Below are 17131 nucleotides of genomic sequence, written 5' to 3' on the forward strand. Positions count from 1 at the left end.
TGCTAATTATTATATCGGACGCACATTTTAAAAATAATAAGATGTGCGTTCAAATTAACTATTTTTCAAAAAGAAATTAAACACACTCCCATAACCTTTTTACATCTCTTAATTCTCTCCCATCAAAAGTTAATTTATAGATATCGGGCATATCGAGATTTTTCCAGAATGCAAAATCATATTGATTATCAAAGTAATTCATAATTAGAACCATAATGTTACCGTGTGTACCTATAACGATATTTTTACCTTCATACTTATCTAATATCTGAATAGTGGCATCCACGCCCCTTTTTTGAGCGACTGCATTGGATTCTCCGCCTTCCCATGAGAAATGGTCATCTTCCCAAACCTTTGTTATCGCAAAAGTAAAATCTTCTACAGGTTCTGCGGTTAACCTTCGTTCTTTAAAATCTTCTATCACTTCTATCTCTTTATTAAAATAATGAGCAATCCCTTCAACAGTTTGAATTGCACGCTTATATGGGCTTGAAATAACAATATCAATTTGCTCTTCTTTTAATAATTCAGTAATCTCATGTGAGTCAACTACTCCTTTTTTTGATAAAGGTCTTCTTAACTCGTCAGGTGTATATGTCGAATGAGCATGTCGGACAAAATATAAATGGGTCATTCAAAATCAGCTCCATATTAATATGTAAAGTAAAGGTAATCCCTGCTTTTTATTACTTATCTTATTCAGTTCAAGCCCTGTTCGAAAAAAGGCATTCTTTTCTCGGATTTCATTGTATCAATATTTTTAGGGACATAGAGTACGCTATTTTCATAGATAACAGGATTTGGAGGAATTATCGGACACTGGGTACTTATTTAATATTAATCACGTAAAAATGAAACATTTCCGCAAAATAACGGAACGTATGTCCGCTGAATTTTATATAAACAACGACTAAAATCCAATAATCGAGGTAAAAATACATTTATTACATGAATCAATATAAACGAGGTTAAAATTATGCCAGCAAAAAAAATATTTTATTCATTGTTAATGTCTTTTCTAGTTTTGTCCTTAGTAGCGTATTCTTCTATTTCACCCGATGCGGCTAAATATGATGTTGTAAATAAAAAGAAAAAGTCAATTGATGTACATACAGCCCATTGGTCTTACGAAGGGGAAACAGGACCAGAACATTGGGGTGACATAAATCCCGATTACGCAGTATGTACAAACGGGAAAGAGCAGTCCCCTATCAACATCCAAACATCACAAGTTATAGAAGATGATAAAATAGCAAATCTTGATATTAACTATAAGCCTACTAGATTCTCCTTAAGTAACAACGGATATACGATTCAGGGCAACCCTTCCACCCTGGATAACTCTTTTGTCGTTGACAATAAGGAATATAAGTTAGCACAATTCCATTTCCATACACCAAGTGAACATCAATTTAATGGGCAGAATTTTGATATGGAATTACATTTTGTACATAAGGATGCTAATAACCAATTAGCCGTTCTTGGCTTAATGATTAAAGAGGGAGCGTCAAATATTTATCTAGAAAAGGCCTGGAACGTCATTCCCACAGAAGAAACAACAAAAGATGTTAAATTGACAAAGCCCATCGACTTAATGAGCTTATTACCGAAAAATAAAGATTCGTTTCGATATAATGGTTCTTTAACAACTCCTCCATGCTCAGAAGCTGTAATATGGGCTGTATTGGAGGAGCCGATTGAAATGTCTAAAGAACAAATCGATAAATTCCGCAACATTTTCCCTGATAACCATCGACCTGTTCAATCCTTAAATGAACGTGAAGTAAAAAAAGTAAGAATTAACTATTTCAGTAAATAAAGTTTGATTAAAATGGATTTTTATCCGGCAGAATTTAAGATTGTGTTTTATAAAAAAGATGAATCATTTCTGCCTATGTTGTTTAAAAATCGAGCCGATTGTTGATCAACATTTCGTTTTGATTTTGTTTAAGTACATTTTTATACGTGAGCGTCAGGAAACCTATCCGAAACAAGATTCATGATGATGTTATGTTCAAGAAGTGCCTTTAAACCACATAGAACAATTGTAAAACCTCCAGTTGAATCTATCACTTGATGAACTATTTCATTTGGACTACCTTTGAATCCTTCGTTAATAATTGTTACAAAGGTTCCTTCTGACCGAGGTGTAAAAATCCACTCCACGGTCGTGTCATCGTCAAATTTGATGAGAATTCTATTATTTTGTTCCAACTGTTTTACATCAAGTTCAGCAGAAACTCCGTACATCTCCCAATCCCAACGAATACGTTTTCCCGCTTCTAATCTTCCGCTGCTTTTAGTAAACCAGAATTTTGTAGTAATGGAAGGGTCGATAAAAGCCTCAAATACCTCTTCAACAGGTTTTCTAATAAGCATTTCTACTTTTGCAACTGATACTTCCTTCAGGTTCGTCATTATGTAATCTCCTTTTTCTTTGTTCACTTCTGCACTTATAATTTAACCAACAATATATCCTTTCAAAATAAATTACCCAAAACATTTCTCCAAACTATTAAAAGAATCCTTTATCAACTATCCTGACATATAGTTTATTTATTCACAATATCCCCCATAAATTTAAACATAATATCCATTTAGTTGAAAATATGTACAAAAATATTAAATTAATATGATTCAAACATTTGGTAATAGTGATAATATTCATAATAGGGAGGGTGTTTGTTTTGGCTTCAATATCATGAGGTGAATTTTGGATATTAAACATCATTCACTCTTGGTAGTTTCAAGTTACAGTTAAAGAATTATAAATTGTTTCATTTATAGGGGGAGCTATTTCATGATCGAAAAGGAGAACTCTTCAGAAGATACAAATAAAGAGGAAATAAAATTTTCAATTATTATACCCGCTCATAATGAAGAAAAGTACATTGGAAAATGCTTAGAATCCATTTCTAAAGCCTCTAAATTATTTAATAATCAAGTTGAAATCATTGTTGTGTTAAATCGATGTACAGACAGGACAGAAGAAATTGCAAAATCGTATAAATGTATCACAATAAAGAATAACGACAAAAACCTTTCTAAGATTAGGAACGCAGGTGTTGAAATAGCTAGAGGTGAAATCATCGTTACAATTGATGCAGATACACAGATGAACGAACATGTGTTGTCTAAGGTAGAGGAGAACTTAGCCACTGGAAAGTACATTGGCGGGGGAGTTACAGGGAAATTTGAAAGAATGTCTTTAGGTATTTTTGTTTCAACCTTATTACTAATTGGGCCACTATTATTTAAATATGGAGCAATTTCCGTGGGAATCTTCTGGTGCTACAAAAAGGATTTTAATTCGATTAAGGGATTTAATGAAAATATGCTTATGGCAGAAGATGCAGATTTCGCTAAACGTTTAAAAGTGTGGGGAAAAAAGAAGGGAAAAAAATACGGGACGATTCAAAATGGGATGATAACTTCAAGCAGAAAGTTTGATAAACATGGAGACTGGGTTTTACTTAAACGTCCGAAAATGATCTTAGCTTATCTTAAAGGAACAGACCAGAAATATGCAGATGAAGCATACTATGAAAATCAAGATAGATAAAAATATAAGTACCATTAGATTATTCATGAATTAAACTTAAGCTAGGTTTCAAGATTAGAAGGTAAACAGACTGTGAAAAAATATAATTAAATAAACAGTGGCGCTAATCGTAGAAGGATTAACGCTTTTTTTATGAAGTTACTAAACTATCGGGCAGCTTATCTTCAAAAGATCTTCCATAATCTGGCCCTCTTAAATAAAAGACGAATTCCTAAATAGACGCGCCCTTTTATGGAAGATCGTGTAACAATTACTTTAGCGAAAGAGCAGTATATTGAACTTTTATACTGCTTTTTTTCCTATCCAATGAGCAACTAAAGCAATAGGAATTATTAATAGGACAAATGGCAAGCATGCAAAAATAATTTTCCATGTTAGAATCCCATTTAATAATAATGTGTTATACAAAACTAAACTATATGGAATTATGATAATCATTGATGTCAATGAACCAGGAGTAATGGAACGAAGAAATATAGATTGGCCAATATGAGTAAAGGAATGCAAAAAAAAAGTCAATGTGATAATTGTAAAAAAATAAATATTAGCAAGTGATCCTTGAATCACAAATTGGTTTGCCATAATTGTTGAACTGCTTACGAATAAGAATATAAATAAAACTGCTACTGCGAATTGTGCTGTCGTCATGGAAAATTGTTTGATTACCCTGTCAGCCATTTTTCTTGGTAATCTTTCATAAATGACATTTGAGTTTTTTTTCATCCACTTTTCAACCATAATAATTTCCTCAAAATCATGAATGACAAACATAATCGGAAATAACCAGATAAGTGTTTGAACATCTAGCCATTGTTCCATAATCTCCACCCTTGTGAATCTTTCTAATTTTATTTACTTTTGATTTGCACTCCTTCTTCAATAAATGCTAATGTTAACTTGGAACTGACTATTCGAAATCTTCTCTACAATTATAACATATATATCCAATTGTTAAATTAAATAAAGATATTCGTTGTTATTTATCATTTATTTATTTTCGGTAGTTTTCCTCTACAATCTGACCCTTTTCCAAAAGAAAATGCGTAATTCTTATTATGGAATTGCCCCCTTTTATGGAATGACAAAATTTAAGACAGATGTAAATAAGCTTCTTGAACCAACACTCCCTGGCATTTCGCTAGAACGTAACTTTGTGCCTTCAATTCCTTTCTTTTCAACATGCATATGCCAGTATTAATTATGAGGAATTAATCATTAAGGATTTTATATTTTTTTTGCATCTTTAACTTGTAAACAATCAGAATAACAACATGTAAGGTAACCAATACAAAGAAAATATTACTGTATATAGCACCCATTGATGACTGTAGAAATGGATTCCACGAACTACTTGCTTCAATATCAATAGCTCTCCCGTATATCCCGATTGCAATAGAGCCTGAAATGAAATTTTGCATCATTAGCAGGCCCATTCCAACACCTGCATGCTCCTTTGGCAATGTTATTGAGATCGATTTAGACATGACAATCATCATAAACGATTGGCCGACATTGCCCAAGATTAGAAATAGCGCAATGAACCATGCACTCGAACCGATTAAAGTTGAAAGCAGGAAAAAACATACTATTAATAAACTTGATGCAAGAAAGAATAAATAGGATGTTCCCTTCGAATCCGTAAGCTTTCCACCTTGTCTATTCAATATGGCCGATGCAGCAGCAGCGGGTACCATCGCAAATCCAATCAAGCTAGCAGGGAGTTTTTGTACATCTGCTAGAAATAAAGGAGTTAGAAAAAACAGTGAATAACCAATAATTAAAGCTTCTAACTCTTTCTTAATTGCATAAAATCCCTTCCAATGTAATGAGGTGTGGGAGGTTGTTCCGTGACGTAAACCAACTGAAATCAATCTTTTTTCAAGAGTAGTAAAGCCGTCTGCATCAGCGATAGCGTCACAAAGGGTAATAACTTTATTATATAAATCATAATCACTGTGCTCATTCAATATTTCAACTAACAGACTTTCCATATGATCAGGAACAAGACTCCAATCTGCAGCAATCTCTAGATGTTCATTCTTACAAGGAAATGAATGCGTGACACAAATAATTGCATTTCCCTTATATCCCAAATCATTCATATAAATATAACCATCATAAGAGTGAATTACAGATTTTGTAAAACCTTTATATCTACCTATATCGTGCAGAAGAGCAGCATTATATGCCAAATTTATATCAAGATTGTACCCTTTATTAATTAGCTGGGAGATAATACTTTCAGTAGCTCTTGCAACATTAATTGAATGATCAAACCATGGACCCGGGTTTTGTTGATATGCCCACTCAAGTAATTCCATTGCATAAGTCCTTTCCAAAATATATCTCATAAAGAATCCACCTTTCTCTTATAAAAAACCCATATCTTAAATAATTACATCTTGGTTTATAATTATTCCTTCTTCGGAAACCTTTTCCAATAAAAAAATCGGGAGCATTCCTAAATAAACGCGCCCGATTGTTGAAGATCAATGGCTATGTACTTATGAACTCTAATACCTGTTACATTAAAAAGAAAAGCATTATTTGCTATGAATAATGCTTTTCTTCTTATGCTGTAACAACAAAAATAGTATAAATTTAGTCCATGTAATGTTTTTTAAAATCTGGATGGATAGAAAATTTACGGCGTAAATTCACTAGGTTTTTCCCAAAACTCTCCTCTAAAAGTTCTTTATGTTTCTCCATAATTTCCATAAGATACAAATCGTGAATGATGAATTCTGTAATTGGCATGACTAAACCTACATGCATTGTCCATGCTGCACGGCTATCTTTACCTAGCGAGACAATACCTGCTACTACTTCTGAATCATCTCCACTAATAACAATCCATCTTCCACCATACTCTTCTGTAATTTCATGACCCATATAATGGAGGTAAACATTAGCAAAATCAGATAAGATTTCCCCGTAAGCAATAATCGTTACATTGACCCCTCTTTTTGCTGCCAGTCTTAATTCAGACTCCAACTCTTCGAACTCTTCTTTCCAGACCTCTAAAAGAATTCTTTTTTTAGCAGATAATATACAAGCCTTTACCTTTTCGAGTATTTCATTGCGTCCCGTGATATTCCAAATATTTTCACGGTCATTTGCAGACCGTTCATACTCCGCTAATGATTTTTCTGCCAGTTCAAAATTTTCTTCTGCTTTCATTCGGCGGCTTTTAATTAGCTCCTTTGCAGGAACAGGCGTATATTGTGGTGTGTTTCCAGGACTAACCAGAATATCTCCTCGCATCGCGAGACTGTCCAGAACTTCATATATTCTTGAACGTGGTACACCGGAATTTTTTGCTACTGCATAGCCGGTTAGAGGCGATTCTTCCAATAAAGTAAGGTATGCTTTCGCTTCATATTCGGTAAAATTAAGATTTTTTAATATTTCTAAAATATTTTCTTTCATAAGCCCTCCAACAAAACCTTAGTCGCTACCTTTGTAACTAATATTTTAGCAAAATCTGTTGATTGTTTCCAAAATCATCTGATATACTTTACGAGTAGTTACCTAAGTAGTCACTATAATGAGAAGGAAGGAGAAATAGTATGGATAGCTTACTAACATACATATCAATTGCTGCAATGATGGTTATTATACCAGGGGCAGATACTATGCTCCTTGTGAAAAACACGCTTAGCTATGGTACAAAAGCTGGACGGTATACGGTTCTCGGAATGGCAACAGGGCTTTCTTTTTGGACGCTAATTGCTATTCTTGGATTATCTGTTGTCATTGCAAAGTCTGTCATTCTTTTTAGTACCATCAAATATCTGGGAGCCGCATACTTAATTTATTTAGGAATAAAAAGTTTTTTTGCTAAAAGCGTATTTTCTATAAAAGAAATTCAAGCTCAAGCAAATACACCTATTGAGTATTCAAATCGATATAATAAAGATTCCTTCATGCAAGCGTTACTTAGTAATATTCTTAATCCAAAGACTGTTATAGTTTATATCACAATCATGCCGCAATTTATCAATTTGAATGAAAATGTAGACCAGCAATTGATTGTATTAGCCTTAATCCTAACCCTACTCGCTGTATCGTGGTTTTTGGTTCTAGTTTATCTAATTGATTACGCCAAAAAGTGGTTGAACAACTCCAAATTCCAGAAGGCATTCCAAAAATCAACCGGTCTAATTTTAGTAGGTTTTGGCATAAAAACAGGAATTTGAATAAATTAACTAACGCATAATTTGATTCTCTCCGTTCAGAAATTTGAACGGTTTTTTTATTCATTTTGTCACAAAATCTTTCCTTCAATCGTCTTGAGGGTAGAACGAATGAAGGGGGAATTTTAATGGAAAAAGTTGATGTAGCCATCATCGGCGGTGGATTGGCAGGGTTAACGGCAGCCAATTACTTAGCAAAGGAAGGTAAAAATGTCATTGTATTTGATAAATCCAATCGTCTTGGCGGGCGATCCATGACTAATAACGAAAACGGTGCACTGTTTAACATCGGAGCTCATGCACTGTATTCGGGTGGAGAAGCTATGACTATTTTTAAAGAGCTTGGTGTTGAAATTAGTGGAAAAAATGCGATTGTTCAAACGCATGGTATTTGGAAAAACAAAGTGGTTCCCTTTGCAACTGGACTAGGTTCACTTCTCAAGTCTTCAGTGATTTCTTGGTCAGAAAAAATCCAATTTACTCAGTTGATCATTCAGATTTGGAAAATGAATATAGATAATATAATGACAGTTAGTTTAAGTGACTGGGCAGAAAAAGAAATAAAAAGTCCAATGATCAGGCACCATTTTTATGCATTATGCCGTACAACAACTTATACGTTTGCCCCGCATCTTCAGCTAGCCCGCCCCGTTTTAAGGCAACTTCAAAGAACACTGAAAACAGGTGTAATTTATGTCGATGGCGGTTGGGAGACCATCGTTGCGGATTTAAGAAAAAAGGCAGAAAGTCTAGGTGTAAAAATAAGATGTCATTGTAAGGTGGAAAAAGTAGAATCCAGACATCCATTAAACACCATTAAATGTGCAAGTGGCGAAACCATTGAAGCTGAGAATATTATTATAGCAGTACCACCTAATGAAGCCTGTCGTTTGCTTGAAAATTCTACACTATCTTTATGGAAAAGGCAGGCGGTTCCGATTACCGCAACGTGTTTGGATCTCTGTTTGACCCATTTGCCTAATCCAGACCATCAGTTTGTAATAGGCTTGGATCAGCCTATTTTTTTCACTAATGAATCCAGGGCCGCTAAAGTATGTAAAGAAGGTAATGCCGTTGTTCATTTAGTAAAATATCATGATCCGACATACCAGGGTTATGATCCTCTTACAAATAAAGAACAACTGGAAAAATTAATGGATCTCCTCCACCCAGGATGGAGGGAAGCGGTTATCACACAACAATTTTTGCCGAAAATCACCGTAGTGCATGATTTCCCAAGAGTTGGCCGGCATGATCCCATTGGACCTGAAGTTCCATCAACGCAAGGACTTTACATTGCAGGAGATTGGGCAGGCCATGATGAATTATTGGCTGATGGGGCTGTTGCGAGCGGAAAGCGGGCGGCCGCGCATATTCTGGAAAAAAGTAAAGTCTTAGTATGAGAGAGTGATTGATTTTGGAAATGGCCCAGGTTTATCAAACCTATAAACCATTACTATTCTCCTTAGCCTATAGGATGCTTGGGAGTGCAATGGATGCAGAGGACATCGTGCACGAAGCTTTTATTTTATTGGGAGAGGCGGATAACGAGACCAAAATTAATAATTTGAAGGCCTATTTATGTAAAATCGTAACGAATCGGTGCATTGATAAACTGCGATCCGCAGCAAAACAGCGGGAAGTCTATATTGGACAGTGGTTACCCGAACCAATTGTAGAAGATGATATAGACAATCCATCTATTTCTTTAGATAAAAAGGAATCCATATCGATGGCTTATTTATTGCTGTTACAACAATTAACCGAAGTTGAAAGAGCCGTTTTTCTGTTGCGTGAAGTCTTTCAATATGAATATGAAGACATTGCTTCAATCGTAGGGAAAAGCAGCACGAATTGCCGGCAGATTTTTCATCGGGCAAAAAAGGGAATTATGCACAAAACGCATTCTGAAAAGTCTGATAAACACCACTCGAAAACATATATAGAAAAATTTTCTCAGGCCGTCCTTGACGGAAATATTGATCTGATTCATGCGATGTTAACAAAGGATGCCGTTTTCTATTCGGATGGTGGCGGGAAAGTTACTGCTGCATTGCGGCCAATCTTCAGTGCGGATCATATTGCACGTTTCTTACTAGGCGTCATTACTAAACTTCCTGAGAATGCTGCTTACCAATTTAAAAATGTGAATGGCAGTCCGGGTATGGTCGTAATAATTGATGGAAGGATCGATTATGTGGTTTCAATTGAAGTAAACGATGGAAAAATAGCCAAGATTTACATGGTCTCGAATCCTGATAAACTAATTCATTTAAACAAATAATGTTATAAATGGGCCATCTGTTGTAGATGGCCTGAACTGTCGTTGGGCTAAAGGGGTATTTGTTGAATAGTTAATGACTAGTGAGACAAACGTTGTAATATTAGAATGGCGATAAATCAAGATTTTGTCTCATTTTGAATCAATGTTTGTGTCATTCAAAAGTGACACAAACATTGTAACCCTTACTTTATTTCACATCTATTTCAAAAATTTCGTCATAGAGAATTACCCCGTTTTTATCTACTCCTGCATCATTAGAATAGATATATGGAATGATCCTAAGTTTGGTTATGTTGTTTTCTAATGCTATAAATCTATAATAGTTAATATAACTTGAAGTCCGTGCGGAGAATTCTTGCAATTCCATCCCATTTTGATCTTCAATCCTAAAGTGAAGGTCATTAGAAATATCATTCATTTTGTAAGTAATCATTGTTGAAACAGGAGTTAATATCAACTCTTCTACCGTCACTTTCTGACCATCCTCTAGTGTAATATACTTATTAATTGGTATTGATTTCTTTTCTGCCATGAGTTTTTCACCGGATGCAGTAAATTCAAAACTCCACTTTCCTTTTATTAATTTCTTTGAATCACTTCGTTCCAAATTATTAAAGTCTATTTTAATCTGTTGATTATCTTGAAGATTAATATTTTTTATATCCGAAGCCCAAAAATAATTCACTGCTGAATTGGTTATTTCTTTGGGGCCTCCACCTCCCCCGAGATCTGATTTCTTACCATTTATATAAACTCTTATGTTTGAATACCAATTATAAGCTAAGTCACTATCCGATAAATCTGTATGGAATGTACTACTAATAAGGAGTTGACCTTCATCTAGTATTATTTCATTCAATGTCACCTTCACTCCATTACTTTCTACCGATTCTCCAATGACTGTTTTATAATCGCTTAATGAATCTTCTTGCGAATAGACAAATTTCTCTAGTGCGCTTCCGATTATTGGAATATCCGCTAAAGTATAATTTGTATTCATCCCTAAAATTGTTATGACTGCAAGCGAAGCTGCTACAGCAAGAATCCTTCTTTTATTACCCGATCTACTCTTTAACTTTGCCTTTATTCTTTTTTTTGTAGCCTTCTTTTCGATATCCGTTAATTGGCCACCTTCAAATTCTGATAGATTAATTTTTTCATCATTTAAACGCTCAAATAAGTTTTTCATCTATTCACCTCATTCTATTTTCCACTAGCTGAATTACCTTGAAATAATGACCGAAGCTTTTTTCGCCCACGGGACAAACGATTATAAAGAACGGACCTTTCTAAACCCGTTTCATTCGATAATTCATCGATATTTTTGTCTTCAGCATAATGTTTGATGAATAATATTTGATCTTCTTTCTTTAAGTAACCGAGCATTTTCTCAGTAGTGCTACTTAACATATTTCTTGTTACATGTGCTTCTACGTCAAATGGACTTTCTACCATCTCATCATCGATATCTTTTTGCTCTAAATATCTTTGGTATTTTCTTTGATAATCAATTGCCTTGTATTTTGCAATAGCTGCAATCCAATTTTTTAGTGAATTTCTACTTTGGTCATATGAATGAATATTTTCCCAGATAAGAAGTAGTACATCATCCAAACATTCCTCTTGAATAGATTCTAAATTGTACAAGTACTTTTGGATAACTTTCTTTATCAAACCTCCGTAACAATCGATGATATAGTATAAAGCTTTTTCATTTCTTTTTGTTAACTGTTGTACAACGTTACTATCGTTTATTTTCATCTATTTCCTCCCTGTAAGTGTCCCCCTACACTCCTTATTACGTAATCATTGGCCCTATTTCTATCAAGAAATTCTATTTTTTTAACTTTTTTGTTATTATGTATAGATTATTTTTTTCCTTAGCTCATAAAAGGAAGGATATCATTGATATATTTAGTAATAACAGACCTCGGCAATTTAATTTTATTCTATTTTTCATTCAACTAAATTGTACTATAGTCGAAAACAGGCACTAACCATTTCAAGAAAAGCAACCAATTTTATTGGAATTCTGCTTATTCAGCAATCTGTCCCAATAATGAAAATAGGCGCTTTTCCTTGTTCCAGGAAAGCGCCTTTTAATGGAATACCTATAATAAGTTCCTAACCCGAAAATCACTTAATTCTTCTTGAACTAACGCTACCCATGAGTTTAAGTACATTACTTCACAATCTTTAGTTTTCGCGTTAAATAATCCTTTTACTTCTTCTCAACATATAATGTTGAGACCCTAACTAAAAGGAGTGAAATCACATGAGATATTTCCCACGCCAGGGGACAATGAGTCCACAATCCCCTCCTCCAACATTCATACCACCAAAACCTTCTGTGTCCTATATCGTCGATTGTCTATATCAAAACACTTATGTATGGCTTATAAATGGCAGACAATTTTGGTTTTACCCTACTCGTGTGGAATATGGAGAAGTCTCTGGATATAGATGGAACGGTGCTTTCTGGCAATTCTACGGTATTGACCCAAGACTTATAGATGCTGTTGCCTGCCCTCCTATCCCTACATTATACTAAAATCCTTCAAAAGCCTTATCTCGAATAGTCTCAAAATAAAAGATCGTCCCTATCTTTTTATTTTGGAGGTATTGTATGACGAATTTTTATTCATTTCATGGAACTGTCACGGTGATTAGTGAATTTTTCACAGGTCAAAATGGTAAAAAAGAAGGTTGTTATAAATTATTTACAATAGAAAATGAATTGGGATCAATAGTAAATTTCGTGGTTTCACCCTCAACTTATTTCGTTGACCATGAAATGGTCAGAGTAGGAGATCGCGTGACAGGATATTATGATGGAGATTTACCTGCTATTCTTATTTACCCTCCACAATATCAAGCGCTTGTCATGGTAAAAGATAACCCAAATCAGAATGTAATAGTTGATTATTTTAATAACCAATTGGTGAGTAGTGATGGACAATTACAATTAAATTTATCTCCCTATACCCAAATATTATTAACGAATGGGCAACTCTTTTCAAGATATCCAGCGAACCGAGATTTAATTGTTTTCTATGGACCTGCCACAAGAAGTATCCCTGCTCAAACCACACCCTATCGTATAATTGTTTTATGTTGAGCGCATTATTATTTCAACCAGCAATAAAAATAGGTATTTAAAACTCGTTCAGTTTTTGGCGAGTTTTTTATTATATTTTGTTCTTTCCATAACCCTATAAAATTAATATTCCTTATTCAACTAAACTGCACCTATAGTTGTATAACATCCTTGTTTTGAATTAATGTTTCTTTAAGAAGTTTAGCATTTCATTGAAAGCGTTTTGGGATGATTTTTCATTATATTTTGTAGAGTATGGGTCACTAAATCCGTGTTGTCCAAAGTATTTATATGTCTCGATATTCTTCTTCTTATCCAAATTTGATAGTAACTCATCCACACTAAAGGATTGTTCCTCTTGAGGAAAGAATAAAATTATAGGACATAGAGGCACTATTTGTGTGTAATTCCTAATTCTTGAACCATAATATCCCACAACCCCATCAAGACACTCTTCCTCACTACACAACCAAGCAACAGTTGCCCCAACACTAAATCCAATAATATATATTTTTTGGTATTCATTTTTAACACCTAATAATAAATTCTTTATTTTATGTACAGCGATAGAGAACCCTACATTCTCTATAAAATTCAAATAAGCAATCTTCTCTTCAGAATAATCAAATGCTTGTTCTCGTTCTAATAAGTTCGGACAGATAACGTCAAAGTCTTGTTTTGATAATAAATCACAAAAATTTTTTATATGTTGATTAATACCATAGATTTCGTGTATCACAATAATCAAATTATCTGATTCTTTTAGTATCTGAAGCATTTTATTCCCCTTCAAAGTGATTCTACAATCATATAATCAATAGAAATTATATCATTAAGAGTTAAAGAGTTTTATTGTTTGAAACTGGATTAAAATCCCTGTTCGATATACCCAATTCCTGTAGTATCATTAATTTTGGTTTAAAGACTAAATCTATCATGGGGGAAAACAATGAGAAAAGTAGTTATGTTGTTATTAGCAGCCGTATTGTTTTTTTCTTTCGCGGGATTTCAATCATATGATGCACATGCTGCAACCCGTGTAATGTGGGGAAAAACAGAGTTAAAGGCTGGCCAAATCGGCAAAGTGACGGTCTTATCAAATACAGATTTGGTCACTTTAGATGCGAATGGTTCACTGAAGGCTGTTCGTACATTAAAAGCTGGAGAAGAATATCGTGTTTACAGCTATAAAAGCGCACACGACGGATTGTATGGCGTAGGGGGCGGACAATATATCCAAAAGAGCTCCAAAATAAAATACGAAACGCCTTCAAAAGCAAAATTAGCACTGCTTGAACAACAATCGTCAACTCCACAAAATACTGTTACTCCTGCTGGGTCCACCAAAATTATGTGGGGGAAAACAGAATTAAAGAAAGGCCAAATTGGAAAAATCACAGTTCTCGGCAATACACCAGTTTACGATGTAAATATGAAACTGGTAAAAACACTAACAAAAGGCGAAGAATTCCGGGTATATTCCTATAAAAGCGCAAATGGAGGAATGTATGGGATTGGCGGAGGACTTTTTGTAAAGAAAGATTCATCTATTAAATATGAAACACCGTCAAAGAGTAAATTGGCTTTATTGGATATCGTAAATAATAAGCCGTTACAAGTTCATTTTATCAATGTAGGGCAAGGAGATTCTATTTTAATCCAAACTTCAAACGGTAAAAGTATGCTTGTTGATGGTGGGGCAAAGTCAGCCGGAGATGAAGTGGTTAGCTTCTTGAAAGGTAAAGGAGTAACCAATCTTGATTATGTAGTTGCTACTCATCCAGATGCCGATCATATCGGGGGATTAATTTCAGTCCTTAATACTTTTCAAGTAAGTAACTTTGTAGATTCTGGACAAGCACATACGACTCAGACTTACTATGATTTATTGTCATTGGTTGATGCCAAAAATATCAATTATGTGATTCCTAAAGCTGGAAGTACGATTAATCTGGATTCTCATCTTGGGTTAACTGTATTGAACGCTGCTGAAGCTGGAGACGATAACAATGAAGCATCGATTGTGCTGCGCTTAACCTATGGAAACATTAGTGTCTTGTTGATGGGCGATGCTGACACTGCCACAGAACAAGAAATTATCAGTCGCTATGCTGTTAAATCTACAGTATTAAAAGCAGGACACCATGGTTCAAATACAAGCAGTTCTGAGACATTTATTAATGCTGTTAAGCCTGCTGCAACAGTCTTATCATATGGTTATGAAAATTCATATGGCCATCCTCATCCGGAAGTTGTAAGCCGTCTGAAGAGTGCAGGATCTTTACTATACTCTACTGTGTTTTCTGGTAATATTACCATGAGCACAAACGGGTTGACCTATTCTTTCAACACTAAGCCATGGAATGGTGTCACAATAACGCCTACTCCTGTTCCAGAACCACCTGTAACTACTCCTGAACAACCAGCAGACCCAGGTTTAGGAACATATGTAATACCGGGAGCACCTACATCATTTAGTAACTGTACGGCAATGCGGGAATACTACCCAAATGGTGTAAAAACTGGCCACCCAGCCTATGCTGCCAAACACGATCGCGATAATGACGGATGGGCATGTGAGCGTTAAAAAAAGGAGTTGCTTTGAATGATCCAATATACTCTTGATCGCTTTGAAGAATCATTTGGAGTTCTTTTAAAATATCCTAATGAGGAAGAACAACTTCTTGTCCCTAAAAAAGAACTCGAGGAATTTAGAGAAGGAGATATTTTATCAGTGACAAAAAATGATGATCAATATTCGATTTCTCTGCTTAACGATGAGACGGAAAAAATGAGAAGTAAGGTTAATGATTTAATTAATAAATTGAAGAATAAATAGCATCTCTTCGGAGGTGCTTTTTGTTTTCCTCATTACCTTTAAATACAAACCATCTATCAAAATTAAAATCCATTTGATGATATATTAATGGAAATTCTATCTGTTGCATGCCTTTCTTTTTCCATTTCAGCGTATATGAAATCATTTAGATATAACAGGAACCCAAAGTTCATGGCTTGGTTTATGCTTCGGACCGTAATAACATTCAATGCATGGTAAATTGGCCAGTTCATAGCCAGAAGTTGGAACCCATTCTGTATAAAGTCGTTTCCACGCATCAACTATATTCGGAAAAACAGCCCAGGTACTTGCAGGAATGATAAGGATTTCCATATCACTTGGAGGTTCCCCATCATATCGTACTCCCATAAAGTAAGTAAATTCATCGTCGGTTATTGCTGCTTCCCTACCACAAACTCCTAAGAGGCTTTCAAGTGTACATTTTGGATTTTCCCATGCCATATCTTTTAGTTCTTGCATAAACCCATCTTTCTTTGCACTGCTCCAAAGCGTTGGAATGTTTTTAAATGCCCTACTCGTTTTAACAGGCTTACCTTTTCCAACAATTCTTAATTCATAATCAAGATTTTCAATTCTGTAATCCAATTCAGTATCTCCTTTTATTGAAATTTGGAAAGAAATCTTTGGAAAGGCTTTTAATTGCACCCCTTTATTTCGGGCTTCAGAGGGTTTTATTCCATGTGTCTTTTGAAAAGCACGAGAAAACGAGTCAGCAGACCAATAACCGTACTTAATTGCTATATCAATAACCCGAATATCACTTTTTTGAATCTCAAAAGCAGCAAGTTTTAGTCGCCTGCTTCTAATATATTCTGAGAGTGATATACCAGAATTTGATGAAAACACTCTTGAAAAATGATACTCCGAACAATAAGCAACTTGTGCAATCTTTTTATAATCAATCTCTCCGTCAAGATTAGATTCAATGTAAACCAATGCGTTATTCATTCTTTCCAGCCAATCCATATTTTCATTCTTTCACTTTCACTTTCACTTATAATATATTTATAAGAAAAAGGAATTTAATATCCCACATTTTATGCACCAAGATGTCGGATATACATGACTCTCTAATCAGATTAGTTCTATTATCATTAGGAGTTTTCCTTCTTGAACTAGTCGAGTAGAAGGG

General features: G+C 34.6%; 17 protein-coding genes. 8 read left to right on the top strand and 9 right to left on the bottom strand.

Translation table 11 applies throughout. The annotated features are described in order from the left end of the window. Window positions 1–76: 76 nt before the first annotated feature. Entirely contained in the window at window positions 77–634 is a 558-nt protein-coding gene (locus V7122_RS00310; RefSeq protein ID WP_335346444.1) for a histidine phosphatase family protein, read from the bottom strand. 342 nt (window positions 635–976) lie between these two features. Here V7122_RS00310 and V7122_RS00315 point away from each other — a divergent pair, with 342 nt between their 5' ends. Continuing rightward, window positions 977–1819 carry a carbonic anhydrase gene (locus V7122_RS00315; protein WP_335346443.1) on the top strand — a complete coding sequence of 281 codons (843 nt, stop codon included), beginning with the start codon at window positions 977–979 and terminating at the stop codon, window positions 1817–1819. Window positions 1820–1959: 140 nt separating this feature from the next. Here the strand turns inward: V7122_RS00315 and V7122_RS00320 are convergent, their stop codons facing one another. Then, window positions 1960–2418, bottom strand: coding sequence for an SRPBCC family protein (locus V7122_RS00320; RefSeq protein ID WP_335346442.1), 459 nt, complete (start codon window positions 2416–2418; stop codon window positions 1960–1962). 382 nt (window positions 2419–2800) lie between these two features. Here V7122_RS00320 and V7122_RS00325 point away from each other — a divergent pair, with 382 nt between their 5' ends. Continuing rightward, on the top strand, window positions 2801–3562 hold the full coding sequence (locus V7122_RS00325; RefSeq protein ID WP_335344883.1) for a glycosyltransferase: 762 nt from the start codon (window positions 2801–2803) through the stop codon (window positions 3560–3562). Window positions 3563–3844: 282 nt separating this feature from the next. Here the strand turns inward: V7122_RS00325 and V7122_RS00330 are convergent, their stop codons facing one another. The 3 genes from V7122_RS00330 to V7122_RS00340 all read right to left on the bottom strand — a co-directional run bounded on the left by V7122_RS00330 (window position 3845) and on the right by V7122_RS00340 (window position 6991). After that, a complete protein-coding gene (locus tag V7122_RS00330; RefSeq protein ID WP_335344884.1) occupies window positions 3845–4381 on the bottom strand; it encodes an HXXEE domain-containing protein in 537 nt (178 codons plus the stop codon). Window positions 4382–4770: 389 nt separating this feature from the next. Then, entirely contained in the window at window positions 4771–5913 is a 1143-nt protein-coding gene (locus V7122_RS00335; protein ID WP_335344885.1) for an MFS transporter, read from the bottom strand. A gap of 250 nt (window positions 5914–6163) precedes the next feature. Beyond that, window positions 6164–6991: a TrmB family transcriptional regulator gene (locus tag V7122_RS00340; protein WP_335355347.1), complete on the bottom strand. Its 828-nt coding sequence runs from the start codon at window positions 6989–6991 to the stop codon at window positions 6164–6166. Between the two features lie 140 nt (window positions 6992–7131). Here V7122_RS00340 and V7122_RS00345 point away from each other — a divergent pair, with 140 nt between their 5' ends. From V7122_RS00345 to V7122_RS00355, 3 genes are all read left to right on the top strand, one after another. Beyond that, entirely contained in the window at window positions 7132–7761 is a 630-nt protein-coding gene (locus V7122_RS00345; RefSeq protein WP_335346790.1) for a homoserine/threonine efflux transporter, read from the top strand. 125 nt (window positions 7762–7886) lie between these two features. Continuing rightward, the gene (locus tag V7122_RS00350) at window positions 7887–9161 is read left to right on the top strand and encodes a phytoene desaturase family protein (protein ID WP_335346789.1); all 1275 of its coding nucleotides are present in this window, start codon (window positions 7887–7889) and stop codon (window positions 9159–9161) included. A 14-nt stretch (window positions 9162–9175) separates the two neighbouring features. Next, a complete protein-coding gene (locus tag V7122_RS00355; protein WP_335346788.1) occupies window positions 9176–10042 on the top strand; it encodes an RNA polymerase sigma-70 factor in 867 nt (288 codons plus the stop codon). A gap of 187 nt (window positions 10043–10229) precedes the next feature. Here the strand turns inward: V7122_RS00355 and V7122_RS00360 are convergent, their stop codons facing one another. Together V7122_RS00360 and V7122_RS00365 are read right to left on the bottom strand one after the other, a co-directional pair. Continuing rightward, on the bottom strand, window positions 10230–11231 hold the full coding sequence (locus tag V7122_RS00360; RefSeq protein WP_335525318.1) for a DUF4179 domain-containing protein: 1002 nt from the start codon (window positions 11229–11231) through the stop codon (window positions 10230–10232). Window positions 11232–11245: 14 nt separating this feature from the next. Continuing rightward, window positions 11246–11803: a sigma-70 family RNA polymerase sigma factor gene (locus V7122_RS00365; protein WP_335353326.1), complete on the bottom strand. Its 558-nt coding sequence runs from the start codon at window positions 11801–11803 to the stop codon at window positions 11246–11248. An 865-nt stretch (window positions 11804–12668) separates the two neighbouring features. Between V7122_RS00365 and V7122_RS00370 the strand changes: the two genes are divergently transcribed. Continuing rightward, window positions 12669–13160 carry a hypothetical protein gene (locus V7122_RS00370; protein ID WP_335348354.1) on the top strand — a complete coding sequence of 164 codons (492 nt, stop codon included), beginning with the start codon at window positions 12669–12671 and terminating at the stop codon, window positions 13158–13160. Between the two features lie 160 nt (window positions 13161–13320). Here the strand turns inward: V7122_RS00370 and V7122_RS00375 are convergent, their stop codons facing one another. Beyond that, window positions 13321–13917: a dienelactone hydrolase family protein gene (locus V7122_RS00375; protein ID WP_335353325.1), complete on the bottom strand. Its 597-nt coding sequence runs from the start codon at window positions 13915–13917 to the stop codon at window positions 13321–13323. Between the two features lie 171 nt (window positions 13918–14088). Here V7122_RS00375 and V7122_RS00380 point away from each other — a divergent pair, with 171 nt between their 5' ends. Both V7122_RS00380 and V7122_RS00385 read left to right on the top strand, forming a co-directional pair. After that, window positions 14089–15726, top strand: a complete 1638-nt coding sequence (locus V7122_RS00380; RefSeq protein WP_335346028.1) for an MBL fold metallo-hydrolase — start codon at window positions 14089–14091, stop codon at window positions 15724–15726. A gap of 18 nt (window positions 15727–15744) precedes the next feature. Continuing rightward, window positions 15745–15978: a DUF3006 domain-containing protein gene (locus tag V7122_RS00385; protein WP_335346027.1), complete on the top strand. Its 234-nt coding sequence runs from the start codon at window positions 15745–15747 to the stop codon at window positions 15976–15978. Between the two features lie 141 nt (window positions 15979–16119). Here V7122_RS00385 and V7122_RS00390 read toward each other — a convergent pair whose 3' ends face one another. Next, entirely contained in the window at window positions 16120–16965 is an 846-nt protein-coding gene (locus V7122_RS00390; protein ID WP_335346026.1) for an AraC family transcriptional regulator, read from the bottom strand. Window positions 16966–17131 lie beyond the last annotated feature (166 nt).

This window comes from Bacillus sp. JJ1532, assembly GCF_036965085.1.
Lineage (GTDB): Bacteria > Bacillota > Bacilli > Bacillales > Cytobacillaceae > Cytobacillus.